21 protein-coding genes are annotated in these 26,900 nt (G+C 44.0%); 17 read left to right on the forward strand and 4 right to left on the reverse strand.

From position 1 onward, the window contains the following. Positions 1-113 precede the first annotated feature (113 nt). The 8 genes from sigI to odhB all read left to right on the forward strand — a co-directional run bounded on the left by sigI (position 114) and on the right by odhB (position 12,390). On the forward strand, positions 114-938 hold the full coding sequence (gene sigI / locus AC0YOD_RS17920; protein WP_475800687.1) for an RNA polymerase sigma factor SigI: 825 nt from the start codon (positions 114-116) through the stop codon (positions 936-938). Next, positions 935-2,293, forward strand: a complete 1,359-nt coding sequence (locus AC0YOD_RS17925; RefSeq protein WP_475800688.1) for an anti-sigma factor domain-containing protein — start codon at positions 935-937, stop codon at positions 2,291-2,293. Before sigI ends, AC0YOD_RS17925 begins: the two co-directional genes overlap by 4 nt. A gap of 236 nt (positions 2,294-2,529) precedes the next feature. Further along, the gene (locus tag AC0YOD_RS17930; RefSeq protein ID WP_475800689.1) at positions 2,530-3,903 is read left to right on the forward strand and encodes an ATP-binding protein; all 1,374 of its coding nucleotides are present in this window, start codon (positions 2,530-2,532) and stop codon (positions 3,901-3,903) included. Between the two features lie 180 nt (positions 3,904-4,083). Next, positions 4,084-5,607, forward strand: a complete 1,524-nt coding sequence (locus AC0YOD_RS17935) for a leucyl aminopeptidase (RefSeq protein WP_475800690.1) — start codon at positions 4,084-4,086, stop codon at positions 5,605-5,607. A 38-nt stretch (positions 5,608-5,645) separates the two neighbouring features. Then, a complete protein-coding gene (locus AC0YOD_RS17940; protein ID WP_475800691.1) occupies positions 5,646-6,884 on the forward strand; it encodes an MFS transporter in 1,239 nt (412 codons plus the stop codon). A 26-nt stretch (positions 6,885-6,910) separates the two neighbouring features. After that, entirely contained in the window at positions 6,911-7,873 is a 963-nt protein-coding gene (locus AC0YOD_RS17945; protein ID WP_475800692.1) for an acetylxylan esterase, read from the forward strand. Positions 7,874-8,238: 365 nt separating this feature from the next. After that, positions 8,239-11,163, forward strand: a complete 2,925-nt coding sequence (locus AC0YOD_RS17950) for a 2-oxoglutarate dehydrogenase E1 component (RefSeq protein ID WP_475800693.1) — start codon at positions 8,239-8,241, stop codon at positions 11,161-11,163. Positions 11,164-11,169: 6 nt separating this feature from the next. Beyond that, complete coding sequence (gene odhB, locus AC0YOD_RS17955; protein WP_475800694.1) at positions 11,170-12,390, forward strand: 2-oxoglutarate dehydrogenase complex dihydrolipoyllysine-residue succinyltransferase; 1,221 nt, start codon at positions 11,170-11,172, stop codon at positions 12,388-12,390. A gap of 251 nt (positions 12,391-12,641) precedes the next feature. On the opposite strand, the gene AC0YOD_RS17960 is transcribed toward odhB, so the two are convergent. From AC0YOD_RS17960 to AC0YOD_RS17970, 3 genes are all read right to left on the reverse strand, one after another. Beyond that, on the reverse strand, positions 12,642-13,856 hold the full coding sequence (locus AC0YOD_RS17960; protein WP_475800695.1) for an MFS transporter: 1,215 nt from the start codon (positions 13,854-13,856) through the stop codon (positions 12,642-12,644). A 37-nt stretch (positions 13,857-13,893) separates the two neighbouring features. Next, positions 13,894-14,334, reverse strand: a complete 441-nt coding sequence (locus AC0YOD_RS17965) for a MarR family winged helix-turn-helix transcriptional regulator (RefSeq protein WP_475800696.1) — start codon at positions 14,332-14,334, stop codon at positions 13,894-13,896. Positions 14,335-14,426: 92 nt separating this feature from the next. Beyond that, complete coding sequence (locus AC0YOD_RS17970) at positions 14,427-15,284, reverse strand: helix-turn-helix transcriptional regulator (RefSeq protein WP_475800697.1); 858 nt, start codon at positions 15,282-15,284, stop codon at positions 14,427-14,429. Positions 15,285-15,464: 180 nt separating this feature from the next. Between AC0YOD_RS17970 and AC0YOD_RS17975 the strand changes: the two genes are divergently transcribed. From AC0YOD_RS17975 to AC0YOD_RS17985, 3 genes are all read left to right on the forward strand, one after another. Next, positions 15,465-16,610, forward strand: a complete 1,146-nt coding sequence (locus AC0YOD_RS17975) for a Gfo/Idh/MocA family protein (RefSeq protein ID WP_475800698.1) — start codon at positions 15,465-15,467, stop codon at positions 16,608-16,610. Beyond that, positions 16,607-17,680, forward strand: a complete 1,074-nt coding sequence (locus tag AC0YOD_RS17980) for a Gfo/Idh/MocA family protein (RefSeq protein ID WP_475800699.1) — start codon at positions 16,607-16,609, stop codon at positions 17,678-17,680. The genes AC0YOD_RS17975 and AC0YOD_RS17980 overlap by 4 nt, the downstream gene beginning before the upstream one ends. A 195-nt stretch (positions 17,681-17,875) precedes the next feature. Then, positions 17,876-19,090: a GTP-binding protein gene (locus AC0YOD_RS17985; protein WP_475800700.1), complete on the forward strand. Its 1,215-nt coding sequence runs from the start codon at positions 17,876-17,878 to the stop codon at positions 19,088-19,090. A 93-nt stretch (positions 19,091-19,183) separates the two neighbouring features. On the opposite strand, the gene AC0YOD_RS17990 is transcribed toward AC0YOD_RS17985, so the two are convergent. Continuing rightward, positions 19,184-20,671 (reverse strand): WG repeat-containing protein, encoded by a 1,488-nt coding sequence (locus AC0YOD_RS17990; protein ID WP_475800701.1) that lies wholly within the window; start codon positions 20,669-20,671, stop codon positions 19,184-19,186. A gap of 287 nt (positions 20,672-20,958) precedes the next feature. On the opposite strand from AC0YOD_RS17990, the gene AC0YOD_RS17995 reads away from it, so the two are divergent. The 6 genes from AC0YOD_RS17995 to AC0YOD_RS18020 all read left to right on the forward strand — a co-directional run bounded on the left by AC0YOD_RS17995 (position 20,959) and on the right by AC0YOD_RS18020 (position 26,876). Further along, positions 20,959-22,005, forward strand: coding sequence for a LacI family DNA-binding transcriptional regulator (locus AC0YOD_RS17995; protein WP_475800702.1), 1,047 nt, complete (start codon positions 20,959-20,961; stop codon positions 22,003-22,005). A 77-nt stretch (positions 22,006-22,082) separates the two neighbouring features. After that, positions 22,083-22,541 carry a VOC family protein gene (locus AC0YOD_RS18000; RefSeq protein WP_475800703.1) on the forward strand — a complete coding sequence of 153 codons (459 nt, stop codon included), beginning with the start codon at positions 22,083-22,085 and terminating at the stop codon, positions 22,539-22,541. Between the two features lie 50 nt (positions 22,542-22,591). Continuing rightward, the gene (locus tag AC0YOD_RS18005; protein WP_475800704.1) at positions 22,592-23,287 is read left to right on the forward strand and encodes an SDR family oxidoreductase; all 696 of its coding nucleotides are present in this window, start codon (positions 22,592-22,594) and stop codon (positions 23,285-23,287) included. A 26-nt stretch (positions 23,288-23,313) separates the two neighbouring features. Next, positions 23,314-23,970, forward strand: a complete 657-nt coding sequence (locus AC0YOD_RS18010; protein ID WP_475800705.1) for a ThuA domain-containing protein — start codon at positions 23,314-23,316, stop codon at positions 23,968-23,970. A gap of 66 nt (positions 23,971-24,036) precedes the next feature. Beyond that, positions 24,037-24,990, forward strand: coding sequence for an aldo/keto reductase family protein (locus tag AC0YOD_RS18015; RefSeq protein WP_475800706.1), 954 nt, complete (start codon positions 24,037-24,039; stop codon positions 24,988-24,990). Continuing rightward, positions 24,990-26,876 carry a glycoside hydrolase family 9 protein gene (locus tag AC0YOD_RS18020; protein ID WP_475800707.1) on the forward strand — a complete coding sequence of 629 codons (1,887 nt, stop codon included), beginning with the start codon at positions 24,990-24,992 and terminating at the stop codon, positions 26,874-26,876. Before AC0YOD_RS18015 ends, AC0YOD_RS18020 begins: the two co-directional genes overlap by 1 nt. Positions 26,877-26,900 lie beyond the last annotated feature (24 nt).

A 26,900-nucleotide genomic window follows, 5' to 3' on the forward strand; every position in this document is an offset into this window, starting at 1 on the left:
GAATTTGTGAGCCTCCTTTTTTCGGAGGCTTATTTTTATAAAAATAAGTAGTAAGTTGAAGTAATGTACCCTCTCAAACCGTACATGCAGAAACGAATCATACTAGTAGTGAGGTGGAACGGTTGTTACTTGTATTGTTCAAGCGTTTTCTGAGGAAGGTCACTTCCCAGGATACCGATGAGAGTGAGAGCAAGCTTACCCCGGAACAATGGGTTGCTCACATTCATCAAGGTGACGAGCCCCTGCGAGAGCAGTTCATCGCAGATTATAAACCTTATATATTGAAAGTAACAAGTCGATTTTGCAAGCGGTACGTAGATCCCAATAGAGATGATGAGTTCAGTGTAGCCCTTTTAGCCTTTAATGAGGCGATCAATCAGTTCGACAACAACGCTGGCAAATCATTTCTAGGATTTTCTGAAACCGTCATACGCCGTCGGCTTATTGACTATGTCCGAAAAGAACAGAGGCATTCAGGTGTCGTACCCTACAGCATGTTTGATACGGAAGATGAAGATCAGCCTTATTATAATGCAGTTGAGTCAAAGCAAGCTTTACAAGCTTATGAATTAAAGCGTACCGAGGATGAGAGAAAACTAGAAATTGGCGAGTTGAATGAAGCGCTGGAGCAGTTTGGTATTACATTTACAGAGCTTGTTGAAAATTCCCCAAAGCATACAGATTCTAGAATATTGTTAATTGGGATTGCGAAGACACTGGCAAGTCATAAAGATTTATTTGAGTCACTCCTACTAACGAAAAAACTCCCGGTCAAAGATCTAACCGTATTATGCGGGATATCTCGCAAAACGGTAGAACGAAATCGGAAATATATAATTGCAATTGCTCTTATTGTTTCAGGAAGGTATCCATTTATGCATGATTATTTACATGTAGCTGAGGACCAATTTAGTGAGAATACGGAGGTAAGCAAATGAAACGTGGAGTCGTCATGAGTATTCATAAACAACATGCTATTGTCGTAACAGCAGACGGCCAGTTTTTGCGTGCTCCTATTCAAGGCAAACCGCAAATTGGTGAAGAAATCACTTTTGAGGAAGAACAGAAGAAGGCGGCCTATTCATTTAAGACTCCTTACTGGTATGTCGGTGCCGCTGCAGTAATGCTGCTTCTGTTCTTGCCCATTTTTCTGTTCGTTCAGCAAGCGGACCATTCTGTTGTAGCGTATTTGAGTATGGATATCAATCCTAGTATCGAAATCGGCGTTGATGATAAGGAGAAGGTACGTGAGCTGCGAGCGTTAAATGATGACGGAGAGCAGATAATTAAAGACCTTAAGTTCAAAGGAGTAAATGTGGAGACGGTTGTAGGCACTATTTTGGAGAGAGCTAAAGTCTCACATTATTTGGACACACCAAACAAGGATATTTTTGTAACAAGCATTATGATGGGTAACAGCACGGGATTAAATCTTGATTATGAGTCTATATTAGCGGGAAAAGTCGATCAGACGCTCCGTAATCTATTAGAACAATTAGATGGAGAAACCGCTACCGCTCAAGTGACTACGATGGCAGTGCCCACTGAGGTGCGTGAGGAAGCGGATGTAAACGGAATTTCCTCAGGCAAAATGGCTGTTTATCTCATGGCGAAGGATGAGGGCTATGAGATTGAATTGGAGCAATTAAAGGGGCAGTCTATCGACAAAGCGACAGTTTCGATAGGTGGCGTGAAAACAATTGTAGAAAATGCAACGGATATAAGCAAAGAAAAATTGAAGGCGTTAGTTGTAAAAGAGAAAGAGGAGAAAGCGAAGGCGCAGCAGCAAAAAAAGGATGATGAGAAGTCGAATGCTGTCAAACCAAGCGCAAATCCAGTAACGACTCCAACAGCAAACAAACCGGTTAAACCGATTAAACCAACTAGCAATGGATCGGTAAAAGTAGAAAAACCGAAAGTAAATAAGCCGACGACAAGTCCAATTGCAACAAATAAACCTCAGTCGACCAGCAAACCGAAGGGGGATAAGAACGATAATAAGTGGAGCGATAAATATAATAAATGGAATGAGAAAGGTCACTGGAAGTATGACGATGATGACGACGATGACGACGATGACGATGATAAGGATGATAAAAAAAGGGATAAATGGGATAAAGACCGCCAAGACAATAAGAACAATAAAGATAATAAAGGTGTAAATAGCAAAGGGAATAAAGAGGATTCTGGTAAGAAGGATCAAGGCAATAAAGGCTGGAGCGATAAGAAAAACGGGAATAATAATTATAGCTCATATCATTGGAGCAATGGGTATTGGTTCAAGTGGAAGTAACAATATGGAGCTTACTATAAAAAAACGGGAGCATGAGAATCGACGTCAAAATTCGACTTTTCACGCATTTTTTGCTTGAGAAGTGACTGGAGTCCCTCATGCTTTATGGAATGTCTTTTTAACTAGATAACCACAAAATTCGACAGTATTTCCGATTGACAGCGATTGTAAACAACACCTATGATTAGTAGTAATTGTAACCGCTGTCCATACATGTTGCCGGGGAGGAGTACATGATGAAGGCCATTCGAAAGCGCTATTTCCCGGCGCTCGCCGAGTACATTCGAAGTGGTAAGGAAGTGTCGTTATTTCATGCCAATGAGCTAGGTAAAGAGCTTTATGGCATTAATCCGGAAGAGATTATTGCCGTACATGAAGAGTGCATACAGACGTTAGCAGCAAATGTAGATTCGGAGGAAGCGGTCCGACTGTATAATCGTTCTTTTGTATTTTTGATGGAAATCATGGTAGCATGTCGCTTTAGGTTAAAGCCCGATCAATCGGCGGATCAGAAGTTTAGTGAGATGCGAGAGATGTTATTTCGATCCAATCGTTCCTTTGAAATGGTTAAAAATAAATATGAAAACGTATTGCAACATATGGACAGCGGCATTGCCTTGTTTGACAGCGACGGTATTTTATCTTTTATTAACGTACAAATGGCCAAGTTACTTGATATTCCCCGCAAGACCTTGATAGGGTGCAATATTAAAGAAATTATTAGACATTCACAGTTAACAAGCAGCACAAAGCGTACTGTTTTGAGGCTATACAAAGAAATGTTTCTTATGCACAGCCGCTACTATGAATTCCAGCATAAGGATGGCAAGCACCTGCTCGTAACGGTTACATATGGTGATCAATTAGACGGCGATTTCTTAATCAGTGTGAAGGATGTTTCAGAATATAAGCAAATTGAGCAAACCGCATTGCAAAATGACAAGCTTGCTATGCTGGGCAAAATAGCAGCTGCAATTGCACATGAAATTCGCAACCCGTTGACGAGTATTAGAGGATTTATACAGCTGCTGCGACCCTATTTGCTTGAGGTAGGCAAGGAAGAATATGCACGTATTATTTTGACAGAAATTGATCGTGCTAACGACATTATTTATGAGTTTCTCAATTCATCAAAGCCTTCGGCGCCTATGAAGCAATTATTGTCTATCGATCATTTGATAAAAGAAGTGATATTGCTCACAGAGAGTGAAGCGCTCATGCGCAACTGCGAGATAAAGGCAGAATGTTATTCTTCCAATAATTTGGTTTCGATTGATGTGAAGCAGGTCAAACAGGTTATACTGAATATGGTCAAAAATGCGCTAGATGCGATCGAAGAGGTGCATGGCGAACGCAGAGGCCTTATTGATATTACTACAAAAAGCGATGGGCAATTTGCCCAGATCAGTATTAGAGATAATGGAAAAGGAATGGAAAAAGCGACGATGAGTCGGCTTTTTGATCCATTTTTTACTACAAAGCAATCAGGAACTGGACTTGGCTTGTCGGTCAGTTATCGGATTATCCGGAATCACAACGGAACGATTCGTGTGGAAAGCCAAGCTGATGTCGGTACAGAGTTTATTATTTGTTTGCCGCTTGCAGAATAGAATAATGAGAAGAGACGGTCAAGCCTTTACGGGCAGGATCGTCTCTTTTCGTTATTGCTCAATAAACATCATGGAAAAGTAGAAGTACGTTAGGTATAATGAGGTTGAAAACGAGTTAATATCCACTTACATAGACCAGTTTAGGTACAATTTCTAAATGATGAAAGCGAGGGCAATAAAATGAGTGTTCAAATAACATATGGCGTTCATCATGCGGATAAACGTTCGTCAGATGCAGTCATTCGCTTCGTAAACAAAGCGGAACTTAAAGGCGAAGCGTCGACACATCCCATTATCCTGCCACAAATTGACGAGGCGGTAAGAGCTCTATTTGCCAAAGGATTATTTAAAGCAGATGGGGAACAAGTAAAAATCATTGCTACTCTGGGTCTATACCCAGCAGATCATATTATTTTTGTAGGCTATGAGCAAGACGGCTCATCGAACAGTCTGCGTTTAGCTGCAGCGGCAGCTGCGAAAGCGTTAAAGCAACTGCAAGCGAAATCCGTTCAGGTGCTGCTGCCGGAAGCCTTGACTGCGAACGCAGCAACTGGTATTGGTGCTGAGCTTGCTGCTCAAGCATTGACAGAGGGCTTGCTGCTTGCTCTGCATGAACGTCAACCGCTCAATCGCGAGCAAGCTGAACGATTCCAATTAGCGGAGGTTGCTTTTGTTCCGCATGGAGCAACAGTCGCGGGAGAGAATGATTCCGCATGGGAGAAGGGTATCGCCAAAGGTTTGCTTTATGTAGAAGGCGTTATATTGGCAAGAGATTTAACCAATCTGCCAGGTAATGATCTTACTCCTGAGAGGCTTGCTTATCATGCAGAGGAGCTGGCTAGTGAGCATGATCTTGAAATTGAAGTGATAGACGAGTGGAGTGCAGCTGAGCAAAGAATGGGAGGCTTGCTCGGAGTAGGTCAAGGCAGTATCAATCCTCCGCGCATGATTGTTATACATTATAAAGGCGATCCCAATTCCGAAGAAGCCTGGGGATTAATAGGAAAAGGGATTACGTTTGATACAGGCGGTATCTCGCTTAAGAGAGCTGACGGTATGCAGGAAATGATCTCGGATATGGGCGGAGCGGCAGCGGTGCTAGGCGCAATGCGTGTAATCGCTGAGCTAAAACCAGCTGTTAATGTCATAGCTGTGATCCCAACGGCTGAGAATATGCCTTCGGATCGCGCGTTTAAACCTGGTGATGTGCTTCGAATGATGAGCGGCCATACCGTTGAGGTAGTGAATACGGATGCAGAAGGCAGACTTGTTCTTGCGGATGGATTGACGACCGCGATAACTAGAGGCGCTACTAAGCTTGTAGATGTAGCTACATTGACCGGTGCAGTTATGGTTGCGCTTGGACGCGAAGCAACCGGTGCAGTGACGAATAATGATGCGCTTTTCAACCAGGTGCAGAAAGCATCAGAGCGTGCGGGCGAGCGCATATGGCAGTTGCCTGCCTATCCAGAATATAAGAAGCAAATTAAAAGCGATGCGGCTGATCTGAAAAATAGCGGCGGCAGATATGGCGGAACCATTACGGGCGGCTTATTTATTGGTCATTTTGCAGAGGGCTTGCCTTGGGTTCATCTTGATATCGCGGGTACGTCTTGGTTGGAGTCGAGCAGAGGCTGGGAACCAAAAGGGGCAACAGGGGTTATGGTAAGGACGCTCATTGAACTGATAGTCGATCACGAGTAGGTAGAGCGGAGAGTGTCTTCATGCTAAGGGGAATCCTATTGCCGAGGCGAAAAATGTCTGAACAGCGGAGAAGCTTGCATACTGCTGTAGTCGAGGGAATACCTGCAACCATTATAGGAAATTTATTAGGAGGGCCGCTGCTTACAGCGTACCTCCTATACATGGGTGCAAAATCGGATGCAATCGGTATTGCGCTCGCGATTCCTGCTTTTGTAAACTTAATTCAAATTCTTATTGCATTTTATATTCATCGCTTTCAGAACAGACGTCTATTTGTTATGATCTTCGGTATTAGCCATCGTATCATTTGGACGGCAACAGGATTAATCCCATTCTGGGTACCCCAGCCTTACTGGGTATCCACTTACATTTGTATGTTTACGCTTTCATTTATTTCCGCTCAATCGGGAGGGGTGCTTTGGACCTCTTTGGTCGCTGATATGGTGCCTGCTAAAGTTCGAGGACGTTACTTTGGCATAAGAAGCACCATTCATTGGGCGGTTGCAAGTCTATGCCTTCTCATTGGAGGTCAAATACTGAACAGAATGCCGGAAGGTCAAGGCTTCGTCGTCTTGTATATCATTTGCGCTGCAGCAACAGTATGGAATGGTTTGGAGTTGTATCGCTATCCCAATCCACCCTTAGAGCGATCAAATGAATCATCAAAGTTGAAAATGCTTCAAAAACCATTGCGTGACCGAGCTTATTTGCTAGCTACACTCTTTCTGGCTTTTTTTATACTGATTCAAAACATTGCCGTTCCGCTGTTCTCTTATGTCATGCTCGATATCATAAATCTCAACTATACTTGGGTAACGATCATTACTACCGTACAAATGATAGTGATGATGTTCAGCTACTATTATTGGGGGAATTTGAACAGTAAATTTGCTACGAGGACATTGTTGAAATGGTCACTACCAATTATTGCAGCGGCCTGTGTGCTTTGGGCTGGTATGGAGATTTTACCTGTCATATTTGTACTCATACTTGTTCATATCGTACTTGGTGTTGGTGTTGGCGGTTATAATTTGTTAGCTTTTAATTTTATTATCGGGGATACTCCGAAATCAGAACGACCTATGTATATTGCTGTGTTTTCTGCGATTACGGGTATTACTGGGTTTATGGGACCGCTTCTTGGCGGATGGATTTATAAGCTTACAGAAGATGGGCCGTATTGGGTGAAGAGCTATGGTATTTCATTATTTACAGGAGCGCTGCTCATGTTGATGGCACTTGTAATCGGTCCTTTAGTATTGAGAGATAAGAAATAAGGCAAGAATGAAAGGGGCATATTAGGATGTATGCTAGTGAACGAAGAAAAAATGAATTAGCGGAATGTAACCCGCCATTAACAATGAGTGCTGATAAATTGGAGCGCTACTGGGCAGATATATTGAGCAGCTATGCCAAGAAGCCGCTGGATATTAGGAGAGAGAAGGTTGAAACGCCTTTTCCTACGATTAAGGCAGAAAGACTAACATATAAGGGCGGCGATGAAACACCGATTCATGGCTTATATCTCTTGCCGCAGTCCCATGAGGAGGGAAAACCTCTTCCATGTGTCGTCATTTATCAGGGCTATACCGGTGATAAAGGGTTAGCTGAGCGTTATGCGACTTGGTTGCTGCTGGGATATGCGGTGTTTGCAGTTGATGTCCGGGGCCAAGGCGGAGAAACCGGCAACCTTTTAACATCAGCAAGCGGCTCAGTCAAGGGCTGGATTACCCAAGGCATTCTGAATAAGGAATCCAGTTATTATCATGCAGTCATAATGGATGCTATAAGGGCAGTCGATACAGCAACCAATCAGCATGAAGTAGATAAAACGCGTATTGCGGTTATGGGTGCTAGTCAAGGCGGAGGGCTCGCACTGCTGGCAGCAGCTCTTAACCCAAAGGTAAGCGCGGTCGTTGCAGATATTCCTAACATGTGTCATTTGGATCACGGAATTATGCATTCGACAGGTTCGTTGACAGAAATTGCTCAGTATGTGAAAAGATACCCGGAACAGCTGCAAGATGTTCTAGAAACACTAGCTCATTTCGATATGCTTAATCTAGCAGGCCGAATTAAAGCTCCAGTCTTGATGTCAGCTGGGTGGAAAGATACGGTATGTCTGCCTGAAACGATTTATGCGGTTTATAATCGAATCGATTCGGACAAGCAGATTAATGATTATCCATTCTCTGGACATGAAGTCAGTGAGTATCAGAAGAGAGCGGCGATTAATTTTTTGCAGAATGTGTTTAAAAATGAATAACTAGAAATATTTACTCGCAATAACGACAATCAATGCTTGAATTGGATGATATCAATGCTAATATGGTTATGGATGGCAAGCGTTGTATGTACTAAAATATAAGTAAGTACTGCAGCTGCGTTTTTTAGGCTTCGTTGTACTCTTATTTTAATGTAGTCATAAGGAATTATTATTTTTTTAATTATAATTTCTTATATTTTACCAGATCGAATACGTAATTATAAATGGATGAGTTAAACGTTTTGGAACAGGAATCATTGCAAGTCAATGTAACTGTGACAAAGCAAGAAGACGGGCATGTATGGAGAGCTTCGTCTTAGAAAATAATAGGATGGCTATGAATAGAGAGGGTGGAATTTTCTGCAATGAGCATCCATGATGAGCGTAATCATTCGCCTTGGCAAAGCTACTATGGTCCCAATCTAGGATATGTGCAGGAGCAATATGAACGGTTTCTAACTGATCAGGCTTCTGTTGAAGCATCGCTTCGTGAACTATTTGTTCGCTTTGGAGCGCCGCCTTCCATATCTTTAGGAGCAATCTCGAGCCCATCGGTTAAACCGAGCACGCAACAAGCTGCTACAGCTGCACCAACGGCTGGAGCGCCAGGAGCAATTGATGCAAATATGTTGAAGAAGGTTGTGGCTGCACATCAGCTTATGCTGAATATACGCAGATACGGCCATTTAGCTGCGGATATCAATCCGCTTGGATTAAGCGCTGAGGCTGATACGAAGCTGCTGGACCCAGAAACCTTTGGACTTACACAAGCGGATTTGACAGCCATTCCGGCATCGCTTATTTGGGAGAATGCGCCGGCATCAATTCTTAACGGCTGGGACGCTATTACGCGTCTAAGAGAAATTTATACCCGTTCAGCGGCTTATGAATTCACACATATACATGATGAAAACGAGCGTGACTGGCTTCATAAGCAAGCGGAATCAGGTTCATTCCCTGCTCCGTTGTCACCAAGAGAGCGTTCTGCTCTGCTTGAAAGACTTATGGAAGTCGAATATTTTGAGAACTTCCTGCATCGTACTTTCGTAGGCCAAAAACGCTTTTCTATCGAGGGCGTTGATATGCTCGTACCTGTACTAGATGAGATTGTTCGCGCAGTTGCACATGACGGAGCGAGCAACATTCTTGTTGGTATGGCGCATCGCGGTCGTTTGAATGTACTTACGCATGTTCTAGGCAAGCCATATGAGAAAATTTTCTCTGAATTCCACCATGCGCCTAACAAAGAGCACATCCCATCTGAAGGTTCTATGGGCATTAACCATGGCTGGACTGGCGATGTTAAATATCACCTTGGTGCTGATCGTGCGTTTAAGGATGGCGAGACTGTTCGCGCAAAAATTACGCTTGCGAACAACCCGAGTCACCTTGAATTTGTTAATCCAGTTGTAGAAGGCTTCACACGTGCTGCGCAAGAAGATCGCAGCAAACGGGGAATGCCGGAGCAGGATGTAACAAAGGCAGTTACCATTTGTGTTCATGGCGATGCTGCATTTATCGGTGAAGGCATTGTAGCTGAAACACTTAATTTCAACAAACTTCAAGGCTACCGCAACGGCGGTACGCTTCATATTATTGCAAACAACCGTTTGGGCTTTACAACAAACAGCGTAGATTCACGTTCGACTCATTACGCAAGTGATCTTGCAAAAGGCTTTGACATTCCAATCGTTCATGTCAATGCGGATGAGCCTGAAGCATGCTTGGCTGCTGTTCGCCTTGCTTGTGAATACAGACTTCGTTATAACAAGGGCTTTGTTATTGATCTGATCGGTTACCGTCGTTTCGGTCATAATGAGATGGATGATCCGGAAGTAACTCAACCTCTTATGTATGCGAAAGTTCGTAATCACCCGACTGTTAGCGTACTTTACAGCCAACAGCTGAAGGATCAAAATGCGATTTCGGAAGCACAAGTGGAAGAGCTGCGTCAACGTACTCACGGCAAGCTTCAAGCTGCTTATGATGCGGTCAAAGCAAGCGAAGGTACGCCGAAATCAAGTAATGAGCTGCATGCATCAGTTCTTGCTCCTACTGAAGAAGCACGTACTGCTGTGCCAAGTGAAGCGCTTCGGGAAATCAACTTGGAATTGCTTAATCGTCCAGAGGGCTTTACGGAATATACGAAGCTTCAACGTATTTTGCAGCGCAGAGCTACTGCTCTGAATGATGGCGAAAAGGTTGATTGGGCACATGCCGAAGCACTTGCGTTCGCAACGATTTTGGCAGACGGCACGCCAATTCGTCTAAGTGGTCAGGATTCGGAGCGCGGAACTTTTGCGCATCGTAATATTGTACTTAACGATAATGCCAATGCGACTAAGTTCTCTGCTATGCATATTTTACCGCAAGCGAAAGCTTCATTTGCTGTTCATAACAGCCCATTGTCTGAAACGGCAGTGCTTGGCTTTGAATATGGCTATAATGTATTTGCACCGGAAACATTCGTTATCTGGGAAGCACAATACGGTGACTTCGCAAACGTAGCACAAGTTATCTTTGACCAATTTATCTCAGCTGGCCGTGCAAAATGGTCACAAAAATCGGGTATTGTCATCATGCTTCCGCATGGTTATGAAGGTCAAGGACCTGAGCATTCAAGCGCTAGATTGGAACGTTTCCTTCAGCTTTCAGCTGATAACAACTGGACAGTTGCCAATCTAACATCGTCGGCTCAATATTTCCACTTGCTTCGCAAGCAAGCTGCAAGCCTTGGTACTGAGCATGTACGTCCGCTCGTTCTAATGGCACCTAAGAGCTTGATTCGTAATCCGCGCGTAGCTTCACATGGCGTTGATTTCAGTGAAGGCTCCTTCAAACCGGTAATGCCGCAATTCAGCCTTACCGAAACAAAGGATAAGAAAGATAAAGTGAAACGTTTGCTGCTTTGCACGGGCAAAATTGCAATCGATATTGAAGAGACACTTGCTTCAACGAATGCTGAAGATTTCGAATGGCTTCGCGTAGCGAGAGTGGAACAGCTTTATCCATTCCCACATGCTGAAATCGAACGTATTGTGAAGCAATTTGATAAGCTCGAAGAGATTATTTGGGTACAAGAAGAGCCGCAAAACATGGGCTCATGGAGTTTCATGGAGCCGCGTCTTCGTGCAGTAGCGCCTAAAAAGGCAGCTGTTCGCTATGTAGGCAGGCCAGATCGCTCCAGTACAGCGAGCGGTCACCAAGAGGTACATGCAGCAGAGCAAAAATGGATTATTTCAACAGCATTGAACGGTAAGCATGTTGAAACAAGTTTGATAAGGGGGTAGTGACTGATGGCTGAAATTATAGTACCAGAATTAGGCGAGTCCATTTCAGAGGGCACGATTACCAAATGGTTTGTGAAGGAAGGCGACTCCGTTAATCAAGGAGATGTCCTACTAGAGCTTGAGACTGATAAAGTTAACATTGAAATTAGTGCTGACAATAGCGGTGTTGTTTCCCGTATTGCCAAACAAGATGGAGACGTTGTGCTTGTAGGCGAAGCAATCGGTTCAATCGGAGAAGGAGCAGGCAGTGCATCCGCACCTGCTGCTCCGGCTGCGCAACCAGCAGCAGCAGCTCCAGTTGCGCCAGTAGCTGCTCCAGCGGCACCTGCAGCACCGGTTGCACAACCATCTGCGCCAGCTAGTGAAGCAACATTGATCAATGCATCGCCAGCAGCACGCAAACGTGCTCGTGAACAAGGCATTGATTTAACGCAGCCTCAAGCTGTACAAGCTCCAGCAGTAGCTACACCTGTTACTTCTGCTCCGCTTACACAAGCTGCACCAGCTAGCGTTAGCAAGGATGCTAAGCCGACTGAACGTAAACGTATGTCTCGTCGCCGGGTTACCATTGCGAATCGTCTAGTTGAGGCGCAACGGACTGCAGCTATGTTGACGACTTTCAATGAAGTTGACATGACGGCGATCCTTGACTTGCGTAAACGCCGCAAGCAAGCCTTCTTCGAGAAAAACGATGTAAATCTAGGATTTATGTCATTCTTCACGAAAGCAGTAGTTGGCGCGCTTAAAGCTTTCCCATTGCTTAATGCGGAAATTGACGGCGAAGAGATCATCACGAAAAAATTCTATGATATCGGTATTGCGGTTTCCGCGAAAGAAGGACTTGTTGTTCCAGTCGTTCGCGATGCAGATCGTATGAGCTTCGCTGAGATCGAGAAAAACATTGTAGATCTTGCTGGTAAAGCTAGATCCAACACATTGTCGATCGCTGATCTTCAAGGCGGAAGCTTCACCATCACAAACGGCGGTGTATTTGGCTCATTGCTGTCGACACCAATACTTAATGCACCGCAAGTTGGTATTCTCGGCATGCACAAAATTCAAATTCGCCCAGTTGCTATTGATGATGTTCGCATGGAAAACCGTCCTATGATGTACCTTGCTCTTTCTTACGATCACCGTATCGTAGACGGAAGCGAAGCGGTACGTTTCCTAGTAACAGTTAAGCAGCTTCTTGAAGATCCAGAATCACTTCTTCTTGAAGGCTAATCAAGCATATAAAGTAAAGTATACAAGGACTGTCCTTGAAGTAGAGTTTTCTACTTTGAAGGCAGTCCTTTTTTATACTTTAGGGTGATGCTAGAAAATAAAAGTGAAAAGAATATGTTACTCCTTATCTTTCAGCGTTACATTATTGGAAGACTTAATGTAGCAGGCGTTAAAGGCTAGGAATATTGCGTTCCATGATAGAAAAAAAATGCCGCTTACCGAAGCTCGGTTAGCGGCATTTTTAATGGATATTAGGAGACGATAAGAGTATCCTCGGGTGCTGTAATTATTTTTTTGCGCTTATGGTGAAGAGCGTAATAAATGACGGATGAGAAGGCAATGACAAAAGCACAAAGTAAATACATTGCACTGTAGCCATAGCCTGAAGCTAATGCACCAAGCGAATAAGAGCCAATACCATAGCCAAGGTCAAACAGCAGATAGAAGGTAGCTGTTGCAAGCCCCCGGCGATGCGGCGGAGCAGCAAGAACGGCTACGGTCTGAAAACATGGAAGGACTGCACCATAGCCAAGACCGATAACAGCGCCGGATAGGAGCAGCATAGTTGGAGAACTAGCTTGACTAAGCATCAAAAAGCCGATTGCGAATATCGCAATACTAGGATAAACAATCACATGTTCACCAACGCGATCAAGCAGCTTCCCTACAAGCGGGCGAGGCAACACGATCATGATACCAAAGCAAACGAAGAAATAGCTGGCATATTGATCAATAGCCTGTTCATGAGCAAATAGTGACATAAAGGTCACCAGACCGCTGTAAGCAAACGCTACAACAAAGCCGCTGAGTGCAATTGGGATGGATCTGCGTTCGATCAGGTTGCGCCAATGCAGCTTTTCTTTCACTTGATTTGGCTGTTGTACGTCATCAGTCTGTGGATTAGATTTCCGTTTGGTTGAGACGCCAAGCACAAAGGCAATTAATGAGCACACTGCGCATAAGGCGAACATTGCTGTATACCCGCCATAATTCGTAATGGTTAGTCCAACGAATGGACCGATAACCATTGCAAGACTCATAAATAAACTGAAATAGCTAATGCCTTCGCCTTTGCGATTTTCAGGTATGATGCCTATTGCCTTCGTATTGGTCGACGTTGTGGCAATAGCGAAGGTACCCCCATGGAAAAAACGAACAAGCAAGAGCATACCGTAACCGAAAACGCCTAAGTAAGCAATGGAAAGCAGTAAAAACAGCAGCAATGATATAATAACGATTTTACGTTCCCCAAACCGATTCATGAGTTGGCTGGCAAACGGTCTAAGTAATACGGCGGCAATGATAAACACGGTCATCGATAAACCCGTTTGTGTATCCGTACCGCCTAATCCATTCGTGACATAATCCGAAAGCGCAGTTGCCATCGTATAGAATGCAAAGAAAAGGAAAAAGCTGCTTAAACAGATCTTTATAAAGTCTGCGCTCCATAATTTATTGTTATTCATTTGTGTATGTTCCCCTCTCAGATGATGGTTTTACAGCTTATAAATTCGGATATTCGGTGTTTTTGTTTATTTTCGCTAGGGTCTCTTTGAAGGCTTTAATTTCTTCCTCTGTGAGATCGCTAATGATTTGCTCAATAAACGCAGCTTCAATCGGAGCTAGTGAATCCACACTGGCTCTTCCCTTATTAGTGAGATAGAGAAGCTGGGAGCGACGGTCATTGGGATTAGCAACTCGGTTAACAAGTTTCTTTCTTTCCAGTTGATCGACTAGGCGAGTAATATTGGCGGGGTCTTTCTCTATTCGCAGTGCTAGTTCTTTATGGGTAATCCCATCATACTCAACAAGACATGCAAGCAATGACCACTGCTCTGGGGTAACGTCATACTCTTGAAAGAGCTGCTGCAGTCTGTAATTTAATTTGCGGCCTGTATTGCTAATGAGGTAGCCTACCGATTCTTTTATTTCCAGTTGATTCACCTGCTTTTAATTTAGTTGCTATAACAATAATACGCTTATCAAGTAAATGCGTCAACTACATGCACTCATTTAACTCCCATTGCTATGTATGTTTATACTTTTTTATTTGAATGTGCATGAAGCTGATGCTGCTTGCGATATTGCTCAGGGGTAAGCTGCACTTGAAGCTTGAATGCGCGGCTAAAATGTGATGGATGCTTAAAGCCAACCTCATAGCCAACCTCTGTAATCGGCTTAATGCCATCAATTAATTGAATTTTCGCTTGATAAATTCTACGCTGCATTAGAAATTGAAAAATCGTAATGCCTGTAACTTCCTTGAACGTTTTAGCTAGATAATATTTGCTAAGATGAAGCTCATTCTGAATGCATTCCAGTGTTATATCTTCAGCGTAACGAGTCTCCAAATAAGAGATCACCCCTTGCACATGATGCTCCTTTGAGGATGGGAATGTCTGCTTTTCTTTAAGCGGCTGCTGGCAAAGCTGATTAATGAGAATGAGAAGATCGATCAATAATGCTTGTACTCGCTGCTGTGAGAAGGAATCCTGCCTTCTATAGAGCAAATCAAGCTTATGCAAGGCTGCTTCTACTTCAAGTTTATCGGAGCCGCGCAGCTGTAATCTTACATTTTGGAGCATTTGAAAGGGCGCTAGCAGATCTGTTGAAAAAGAAGGCTGAATGAATTGCTGAAAATAAAAAGGATCGAAATGAAGGGTTGTACGGTGATACTCTACCTCGGGATCAACATATGCTCTGTGTAAGGTTAGGCCGTGCATGAGAAGCAAATCTCCAGGTTCGAGTACATAAATACGATCATTTATGAGATAGTTGGCTTTACCGCCATGAAAATAGTAGATTTCATAATGAAAGTGAGTATGATAAGGGATTTGAGCATTAAAATCAGAATTAGACCCCATAGTGATAGGCGCGTTTATATTCATTTGCATAGCCGTAACATTGCCCCCTTTGGAATTATGATCATTATACACCAACTAGAGTCAAATAAAAGCTTAAAATCATTAATTCGAATGAAGTCAGCAAGTGTGTGAAGTGCTAGTATATTAGCAGGAACATTAAGGCTTAGACCTATTTTTAATATACAGTCCATTCAAAGGGGAGAATGCAGCATGCAGGTTGTTCGTTTAGGTATCATTGGGCTTGGCAATATGGGACAAGGACATCTTTCTTATTTATTAAAGGGCGAGGTTAGTGGAGTCGTCGTAACGGCAGTTAGCGATAGTGTGCCAGAGCGCTTGCAAAAGGCGAAGGAGCGGCTTGGCGAAGAAGCTGGCTTGTTCACAGATCCAATTGAGCTAATGGATTCGGGCTTAGTTGATGGCGTATTGATTGCAACTCCTCACTTCTCTCATCCAGAGCTTGCAATTGCTTGTTTCCAGCGCGGGCTGCATGTGCTGTGTGAGAAACCAGCTGGGGTATATACGAAGCAGGTTCGAGAAATGAACGAGGCGGGAAGTAAGGCGAATGTGAAATTCAGCATGATGTATAATCAGCGTACGAATCCGATTTATGTGAAGCTGAAGCAGTTGATCGATAACGGTGAATTGGGTGAAGTGAAGCGTACGAATTGGATTATTACAAATTGGTACCGCTCTCAAAGCTATTATGATTCGGGCACATGGCGTGCAACATGGGCTGGCGAAGGTGGCGGCGTACTGCTTAATCAGGATCCGCATCAGCTAGATTTATGGCAGTGGACGATCAGTATGATGCCAAAGCGTGTACGGGCATTTTGTTATTTTGGCAAGCATCGCGATATCGAGGTCGAGGATGATGTGACCGCTTTTGTGGAATACGAAAATGGTGCAACTGGCGTATTTGTTACAACGACAGGCGAGGCACCAGGTACGAATAGGCTTGAAGTCAGCGGTGATAGAGGTAAGATTGTCATCGAAAATAATACATTAACCTTTTGGCGCCTTCCTGTATCGGAGCCTGAATTCAATAAACAATTTAAAGGCGGCTTCGGCGAGCCGGAATGCTGGAAATGTGAAATTCCGATCAAAGGAAGCTATCCGGATCATAAGGGAATCACACAAAATTTTGTGAATGCTATTCTTTTCGATGAGCCGCTTATCGCGCCAGGCGAGGAAGGCATTAAGGGACTAATGCTCTCCAATGCAATGCTGCTGTCCACTTGGACAGATGGATGGGTTGATCTTCCCATTGATGAAGATCTGTTCCATCAATATTTGCAGGAGCGTATTGAAAACTCTACCTTTCACAAGAACTCCAAGGAGGAAGTTGTGAAATGAGTAAGGGAGATGGAATGACGTTTGCACCTAAGGGAAAGCCCAATAAGGTAGTAGAGGCTGGTCAATTTATCATCGCCGCTATTAGCCTCGATCATGGTCATATATACGGCATGTGTAATGGCTTGGTAGAAGCGGGGGCAACGCTTAAATGGGTCTATGATCCTGATTCCTCGAAAGTTGAAGCCTTTCTGAAAGCATATCCACAGGTGATGGCTGCGAATTCGGAAGCACAAATACTTGAGGATCCTGAGGTACAGCTAGTAGCATCGGCAGCCGTTCCGTCTGCTCGCGGACCGCTTGGTGTACGTGTCATGAGGAGCGGGAAGCACTATTTTACAGATAAGGCTCCCTTCACGTCATTAGAGCAATTGGATGCTGCGCGAATCGCATACGAGGAGACAGGAAAGAAGTATGCCGTTTATTATAGCGAAAGACTGCATTCAGAATGTGCGGTCTATGCTGGACAATTGATTCAACAAGGTGCGATTGGCCGTGTCGTGCAGGTAATTGGGCTTGGACCGCATCGCCTTAACGCGGCTTCCAGACCAGCATGGTTTTTTGAGAAAGAAAAATACGGCGGTATTCTTTGCGATATTGGTTCGCATCAAATGGAGCAGTTTCTATACTTTACAGGCAATCAAAAGGCAACAATTGCAAGCAGTAAAGTAGCTAATTATGCGAATAAGGAATATCCAGAGCTTGAGGATTTCGGTGATATAACAGTCGTTGGCGATAATGGAGCGACAGGCTACTGCCGTGTGGACTGGTTGACGCCAAGCGGTCTCAGCACATGGGGCGACGGTCGTACGATTATTATGGGAACGGACGGTTATATCGAGCTGCGCAAGTATTTGGATGTTGCGAAGAATAACGAGAGTGATCAATTATTTCTTGTAAATGCCGATGGCGAGCAGCATATGCAGCTTAGCGGCAAGGTTGGTTTTCCGTATTTTGGTGAGCTCATTCTCGATTGTTTGAATGGGACAGAGCTTGCTATGACGCAGGAGCATACGTTTAAAGCAGCTGAGTTGTCGCTATTGGCTCAGAAGCATGCAATTAGAGTGGAATAAGTAAATAAAGCTGCTTCTCTAGTCTATGACTTAGGGGCAGCTTTTTTTTGTAAGGACTACGAGCTTGACGGGTAGAAGGTTCATTGATATACTCATTTAAACGTAATAATTACGATTAAAGGAAACGAATATTTTTTTGATTATTAATCGTAATGATTACACTTTGTTGAAAATGAGTATAGGATGGTGGTCGTCATGACAGTCAATAAAATACCAGTAACCGTTTTAAGTGGATATTTGGGCGCGGGAAAAACAACGATAATGAATCATGTATTAAATAATCGCGAAGGGTTGAAGGTTGCCGTCATTGTAAATGACTTAAGTGAATTAAATATTGATGGAACACTAATAAAGGAAGGCGGGGGACTCTCTCGAACAGACGAGAAGCTAGTCGAAATGTCGAATGGCTGCATCTGCTGTACGCTGCGAGAGGATTTGTTAAAGGAGGTAGAGAAGCTGGCGAAGGAAAATCGCTTCGATTACATACTCATTGAATCAACAGGGGTGGGTGAGCCTATGCCTGTTGCACAGACGTTTACCTATATTGATGAGGAGCAAGGAATTGATTTATCACAATTTTGCAGATTGGATTGTATGGTGACGGTCGTAGATGCTTATCGTTTCTGGCATGATTACTCCTCTGGCGAGACGCTGCTGGAGCGCAGTCAGGCAGTTGATGAAGGGGATACCCGCGAGGTGGTTGATCTGCTTATTGATCAAATTGAATTTTGTGACGTTCTCATTTTGAATAAATGTGATCTTGTCGGCGAGGATGAACTCAGAGAGCTTGAGGGGGTGCTTCGCACTTTGCAGCCGCGTGCCAAATTTATTCGCTCCACCAAGGGCGAGGTAGAGCCCGGGGAAATCTTGAACACAGGGTTGTTTGATTTCGATGAAGCTAGTCAATCGGCGGGTTGGATTAAAGAAATGCAGGCGCCGGTACATGCACCGGAAACAGAAGAATACGGTATTTCATCATTCGTCTACGAGCGCTCAAAACCCTTCCATCCGCAGCGGCTTATGAACTGGATGGAAGCATGGCCCGAAGAAATCGTTCGCGCCAAAGGCATAGTCTGGCTGGCAACACGCAATGATATGGCACAGAGCTTGAGTCAGGCGGGTCCTTCTATCCAATTCGGACCAGCTGGTAAATGGGCTGCAGCATTGCCATTAGCCGAGCAAACACTTATTTTGCAGGAAGATCCTGACCTTGCTGACAAATGGCATGAAGAATACGGTGACCGTGTGAATAAAGTTGTATGGATTGGCATTGAAATGAATCGTGCTAAGCTGGTTCAATCTCTAGACAACTGCTTGCTTAACGATGAAGAGATGAAGCAGGATTGGAATCAATTGCAGGACAGCTTCCCAAAAGCAGGGGATGAGCAGTTGGAGACAATGATGCATTAAGAGAATCTATTAAAAACAAAAGGGATCGTCTCTATGCGCGGATTTCACCGAAGGCATAGGAGACGATCCTATTATTGTGTTTATGAAATGTTTTTACTCCGTATAAGAGATGCTTGTATCGATCCCGATCGTGCTGGTAGCACCTTCATAAGTAACGCCGATATCAAATACCTTTGCAATATCTCTTAGCTTGAAGTAGTTATTTCCGCCGATATTGTAAGCTGTGAGCTGAGCCTCTTTGCCGTCGACATAGATTTTCGAGTTCGTCAGCTTAGCTGTTTTAACACCCGTGCTTGTTGCCGGGGCAAGCTCTCCGCCAACTTTGGTATAGGCTTGTTTAGGCAATAAATTAATGGCATTCTTTGTTCCGTCAAAGCTAACTTCAAAATTTTTGTCCGTGCCGTTTACAGCTACGGCAAGATCACGTAATTTGAAATAATTGCTGCCATTAATGTTGTACGCTTCGAATGAAACCAGTTTTCCATTAACGAGTACCTTTGAAGCTGTCGGCTTAGCTGATGCGGAAGCTGCAGGTATAGTAAGCGGGTTTTTAAGGAAAAAATAGCTTTCTTCGCTCAAATCATAGGCTAAAGCATAACCTTCTTTGAAACCATAGCCGTAAAAATTAGCGTCAAACTTCGTTACTTCTTTGCCTGTTTTATCAATGTAACCAAATAGATTATCTTTTCCATTTGATTTAATTGCTAGTGCTAAGCCTTCTTTGAAGAATGATGTCCCTAAATAGGTAGGTTTAATGATCACTTTACCTGTTTTGTCGATAAAACCCCATTTATTGTTGATCATTACAGCAGCCAAGCCTTCACTGAATTGACCAACCTCATCGTATTGTGGTTTAATCACTTCTTTGCCTGTTTTGTCGATAAAGCCCCATTTACCTTTTACATACACGGCTGTGAGACCTTCTGTGCTTAGTAAAATATCTTCGTATTTATAATTAATAACGAGTTTACCCTTCGTATCGATAAAGCCATACAAATCATCTTCATAAACGGGAGCAATACCGTCACTAAAGTTAAGAGCATAATAATATTCAAAAGGAATGACCGTGTTGCCATTCATATCAATGAAACCATAAACATCATTTTTTTTGACAGGGGCTAGTCCCTCAGTAAAACGATAGCCATCCTCATATTGGGGTGCGATCACTTCTTTGCCCGATTTATCGATAAAACCGACTTTATCGTTCTTAATCACATAAGCTAGTCCATTAGTAAACTCATCTGCAACATCGTCGTATTGAAGATCAATAATAACTTTGCCGGTTTTGTCAATAAAACCAGATTTTCCATCTAGCACAACTGCAGATAGACCATCTTTAAAGTTGGAAACATATTCATACTTCGCTTCAATAATGACCTTGCCTTCTAAGTTGATAAAACCATAAAGCTCAGATTCATCACTTTCATTGTATTCACTGTACCAAGCCAAGCCTTCGCTTAATTCACCTACATCATAATAGGGTAAATATTTTGGAGTCTGATTTGTAGTTTCTGCATGAACCATAGGAGCAATACAAAACATTAATGCCATGCATAACCAAATACTAATTACCTTTTTCACTTCATTAAACCCCTTTAACAGTTGTATAGTAATAATAAACCCATCATATGGATAAATTACCCTGATTAATTATACTAATTATTTTCTAGTAATTCTATGAAAATATTTATTAAATCAAAATATATTACAAATAACTGTCGTTATAGAGAGATGCTATCATTTTCTCTTTTTAAACGAGTGCTATACGATTAATCCCATGTCTACATAATGAAATATGAATTGACAGTTCCTCGAATCGTTGGTAGTATCTTCCCATAAACACGCGTTCACAGGAAGGGTGGCTTTGGTTGAGCAAAGAAATAAACAGCAATGAAATCGCTAGGCTGGCAGGTGTCTCCAGAAGCACAGTCAGTCGAGTGATCAACAACTATGCCAACGTACCTGAGAAGACGAAGGAAAAGGTTATGAAGATTATTCAGCAATATAATTATTACCCTAATCTTTCTGCTCAAGTGCTGGCAGGTAAGCGAACGCGAACCATTGGCTTATTTATGTTTGATTCAGGCCGTGTATCCGGCGACAGCATATCAAGCTTATTGCTTGCACGTATTATTGAAAGCGCTTCTTCACAGGGTTATTATGTGCTGACACATATCGTTCGTGACTTGAGGGAGCGAGATGAAGCACGCGCAATTAAGGAAAGCTTCTATCAACGAAGAATTGATGGAGGTATTTTTATTGGAGCAGCTAATCACGAGCCTCTCATAGAAGAGCTGATTGCAGATGGGTTTATGGTCGCGATAGTAGATCAGCATTTACCTGGACGAACAGAATCCAATCGTTTGGTGTTTAACTTTGACAATGAAACAGGAGTAGGTCAAGCGATTGATCATTTAGTCAGTCTGGGGCATAAGCGAATTGGCATGATTAACGGAGACATGAATAGACATTCTGGACCGTCAAAGTGGAAAGGATTTCAAGAAGCCATGTTGCGTAATGATCTGCCTATTGGAGGGCAATGGGTATTGCCGGGCGATTTCAATGAGGCAAGCGGCTACAAAGCCATTAAGACATTTCTTGCATTGAAAATAGAGCTTCCTACGGCTATCTTCGCAGCAAATGACAGTGTCGCTTTTGGCGCGATCCGGGCGCTGAATGAATCAGGTCTTCGCGTTCCGCAGCATATTTCGATAATAGGGTTTGACGATCATATTAGGAGTGCTCATCATAACCCTCCTTTAACGACGATTCGGGTGGATTTTGCCGACATGATGGATAGACTGACAAAAGCTTTAATTACAAGCATTGAAAATGGAGCGGAAGATTTTCAATCGATTGCTGTTAGCACAGAGCTTGTCATTCGTGATTCCTGTCAGGAGGTGAGGAATGAATAGGATGATTTTATTTATTTTTAAATTAACGCGTGTTTATTAGCCAGTCATAACAAAAAAACGATTGGGAGATGATAAATATGGAAAAAAATATACTTGGTACAAAGACTATCACTCAAATTGGACTATTAGTTCATAATATCGAAGAAACTTCAGCGGCATATGCCGATTTTTTTGGTGTAGAGAAACCGAACTGGTTCTGGACAGATACGGTGGATAAAGCGCAAACAGAGTATAAAGGAGAATCTTCTCCAGCTCGCGCAAAGCTTGCGTTTTTTGATATGGGCGCTTTACAGCTTGAGCTCATTGAGCCTGACGAGAATCCAAGCACGTGGAGAGAGCATCTTGATCAGCATGGAGAGGGTCCGCATCATATCGCATTCGTTGTAGACGGCATGAAAGAAAAGGTTGCTTCAATGGAGAAGAACGGTATGGCTTTAGTCCAAAAAGGGGAATACACCGGCGGACGATATGCTTATATGGATACGTTCAAGCCATTGAAAATTATGCTAGAGCTGCTAGAGAACGATAAAAAATAGAAAATGCCGCTGAAAATCACGAGAAGTAACAGATAGGAGGATGATTATTTATGAACATACTGATTACCGGCGCGAATCGCGGGCTTGGCTTAGCGCTTGCTGCAGAGGCATGCGAGCGAGGCCATCATGTGCTTGCTGGGGTTCGCGGTCCCAGTTCTTCTGCGGAAGGCTTGCAGGAGCTGTACGCTAGTTTCTCAGAAAGATTAACGATACTGCCGCTTGATGTTGGGGATGAGAACTCGGTTCGATACGCTTGTGAGCAGGCGGCAAACCGAATGACTAGTTTGGATGCCGTCATCAACAGTGCTGCGATACTAGTTGGACGGGATCAGAAGCTGGAGGAACTGCAATTGGAAGGGCTAGAGCAATCTTTCCAGACCAATTTATTTGGACCGATTATGGTACTTAAGCATTTCTTGCCCATGCTTCGTCAAGGAAGTCAGCAAAGCATTATAAATATAAGCTCGGAAGCGGGCAGCTTTGCAGGCGCGTATGGCGGAGACTATTCGTATGCGCTCTCCAAGTCCGCTCTGAATATGTTCACTGCTCAGCTTCGCCGAGAGCTGGAGCCTCAGCACTTTGTCGTTCATGCTGTTCATCCAGGCTGGATTAGAACGGATATGGGCGGTGAGCATGCACCTGGTGATGCGGCAGTCGCTGCATCGGGCATATTAGATATCATAGAGCGGAAAAAACAAGCTGAGGCTATGTTTGTTGATCATCTGGGTAACTCGATGAGTTTATAAGGCACAAGGAAGAGAGGTGTAGTTGGATGAAGAAAATAATTGCTCTTTTAGGTGATTTCTATCATAAAGAGGAGCTTGCTCGAGAATCACTAACCAGCGCCTTGCGCGAGCGAACTGATTCTGAGGAGCTGGAGCTGCATTTTGTTAAAGATGCGGTTAGCTTATCAGCCGAGCTGGTGAGTGACCCTGATGCAGTTATTTTATTTGCAGAGAATAGGCTCTCACCCATTGAACAGCCTGAGGCAACATGGATGACCGCTGAGCTAGCGGATCAGATTGTTCAGTATGTTGAGAATGGGGGAGGCTGGCTGTCCTGGCATTCTGGTCTGGCGTCTTACCCATTAGACAGTGACTACTTGAAAATGATTCGCGGCTATTTCATCTCGCATCCCGCTCAGCATCAAGAGGTAGTCTATACTGCAGCTGGCGAAGAGGGACGAAGCGAAACCTTTCAGTTTATGGATGAGCATTATTTTGTACACTGTGATGTGGATCATACGGAGGTCTTTATTCGCTCATCCTCGGTAGACGGGGAGTCTGTAGCAGGCTGGCGGCATCCCTATGGAGCTGGGAAAGTTAGCTGTTTGACGCCGGCGCATCGCCCTGATGGATTGCTAGACTCTCATTTTTTGAGTTGGCTCAAGCATGAAGTGGAGTGGCTTGTCGATCTAAATAACGAATAATTATAAATGAGGCAGCCTAGAAATAGGGATAGACATGAATCAAAAATAAATATTGTGGAGGTTATTATGAACTATCGGAGACTTGGAAGAACAGGCTTGAAGGTGAGCGAGATTAGTCTTGGAAGCTGGTTGACTTACGGCAATTCAGTAGATGATGGAACGGCTGCCAAAACGATTGCGCAGGCCTATGATCTTGGCATTAATTTCTTCGATACAGCAAACGTATATATGCGCGGAAAAGCAGAAGAAGTAGTTGGAGAAGCACTGCGAGGCTATGCACGCGAGTCCTATGTCATTGCGACCAAAGTATTCGGTGAAATGGGGTCAGGACCGAATGACAAGGGCTTGTCTCGCAAGCATATTTTGGAGCAGGCAAATGCCAGCTTGAAGCGGCTTGGGCTTGATTATGTGGACATCTATTATTGTCACCGTTACGATCCGAATACGCCAGTAGATGAAACACTCCGCACGATTGAGGATCTTGTACGCTCAGGCAAGGTGTTATATGTTGGCGTGAGTGAATGGTCAGCGGCTCAAATTCAAGAAGCGCTTGGTGTAGCGGATAAATATTTGCTAGACCGAATCGTAGTTAATCAACCGCAATATCATATGTTCCATAAGGCAATCGAGAAGGAGATCATTCCGCTAAGTGAACGCAACGGGATCAGCCAGGTTGTATTCTCACCGCTGGCACAGGGGGTTCTTACTGGTAAGTACAGCAAAGGGGAAGCGGGCAAACCGGAGGGCAGCCGCGCGCTGGATGCAAGCTCTAATATGTTCATTGGCGGTTATCTGAGTGATTGGCATCTATCCCGCGTGGAGGAACTGAAAGGCTTGGCAGAGGAGATTGGCTTCTCCGTAGCACAGCTTGCCATTGCATGGGTACTGAGGCAGCCGAATGTAGCAAGTGCGCTGGTTGGCGCTAGCCGTCCTGAACAAATTGTAGAGAATAGCAAAGCGAGCGAACTTAAACTGACGGATGAGCTCATCACGCGAATTGACACGATATTGGCGGACTAATGCTTCAGCGCAGAAGGGCTCTATTTCTAATCGCAGCGGGAGCCGTGATTATTTTTGTCGCTGTAATACTGGTATTTACAGGAATGAAATCAAAAGGCGGGAATAAAGTGGATCGGCAAAAGGTAATAAATTCAATTGAAGTTTCTCCATCTGCAGCTTCAACAACATCTCCATCTGCGCCAGATTCCAAGGAGGCAGTTATAAATCCTGCTATTTCTGTTGAAGCAGGTGAACAGGGGGTACGAGTGAAAGTTGATCAGGTAGGATATGCAACGATGCACTCGAAGATCGCAATTGTAGAAGGTGAGCTGCCTGCTGAAAATTCTTTTGCACTTATAGACGAGGAAAGTGGAGAACAAGTATTTGCAGGAAGCATGTCAGAAGCCTTTATGGATGAAGCCTCGCGAATGTTGGTAAGAAGGGCGGATTTCTCTCCCTTTCAAAGAAGCGGATTGTATAGAGTAACGATAGATGGTGTTGGCAGTTCCTATCCCTTTGAAATTGGAGCCAACCCTTATCAAGACCCACTCGCGCTTATGCTGCGCTCCTACACACTGCAACGAACAGGCGTAGATATTGATGATGCTGTAACCGGCTTGAAGCAGAAGGGCGGGCATTTGCAGGATGCGAAAGCGGAAGTCTTTTTCGATGACGGCATATCCCGCAAGGGGGAAGTCATGGATGTCTCAGGCGGTTGGTATGATGCTGGCGACTATGGCAAATACATACCTCCCGCAGCAGTGACAGTTGCTCAGCTTCTGCTTGCCTACGAGCTCAATCCGGAAGCTTTCCCAATTGGTCAGCTTCAGTTTCCTGCTGGACTTCAAGCTCCGATTAAACAGCCAGCAATGCCCGATATATTGGTGGAGCTTAAGTATGAGCTAGACTGGATGCTGCGTATGCAACGCTCCGACGGAGCTGTGTACCACAAAGTGAGTGGCGCAGAGTGGACCGGCTTTGTAACACCAGATACCGACACACAAACACGTTATGTGTTCGGTCTCTCTTCCTATGGGACGGCTCAGTTTGTTGGTGCGACTGCTCTTGCAGCCCGTATCTATCAACCATTTGACAATGTCTACTCAGAGAAGCTGCTGACAGCAGCTGTGAAGGCGCAGCATTTTTTGACCGCAAACGAAGCTGCTTTCTTCCGCAATGATGTTGGACAGGACAACGGTTCAGGCGCCTATGGGAAAAAATCAGACGCGGAAGAGCGGTTATGGGCTTTGGCAGAGCTGTTCCGAACCACGGGAGAAATACAATACAGCGATACACTAACGAAACGATATGATTTTCTACTCAAAAGGTCGCCTCAAGCAATCAATTGGGGAAATGCACAGCTGCTCGGCCAATGGGCTTATTATAATGGGGACAAGACGAGTGCCGAGTGGAAGGGAATCATTCGCAAAGCGCTCGTAGAGCGGGCAGAAGAGCTTCTTATCCGGGTGGAGAGCGACGGCTATTTAAACACTCTGAAAACGGATGAATATACGTGGGCATCTGTGAAAACAGGGGCGGCTTACGGCTGTATGCTTATGCTTGCGAATCTGATGCAGCCAAATGAAGCCTATAAAACTGCGGCACTTGAACAGCTTCATCATGTATTTGGAAGAAGTGCAACAGGCTTCAGCTATGTAACGAGTATCGGAAGCCGTTTTCCATTGGAGCCTCACCATCGCATTCAGACTTCAAGCGGTATTATGATTCCTGGTCTGGTCGTCGGAGGACCTAATCGTTATGGCGGTGATCCGGATTTGGATGCGGTAAAGACTGAACTCGCACCAGCCAAAGCTTATTTAGATGTAAGGGCATCCTATTCAAGCAATGAATATGCGATTGATTACAACGCGCCAGTCATCATGCTGACATCCTTTTTCGTAAACTAGTTCTCCATACCAAAAGAAAAGCCA

This window comes from Paenibacillus sp. J31P13, from assembly GCF_056269295.1.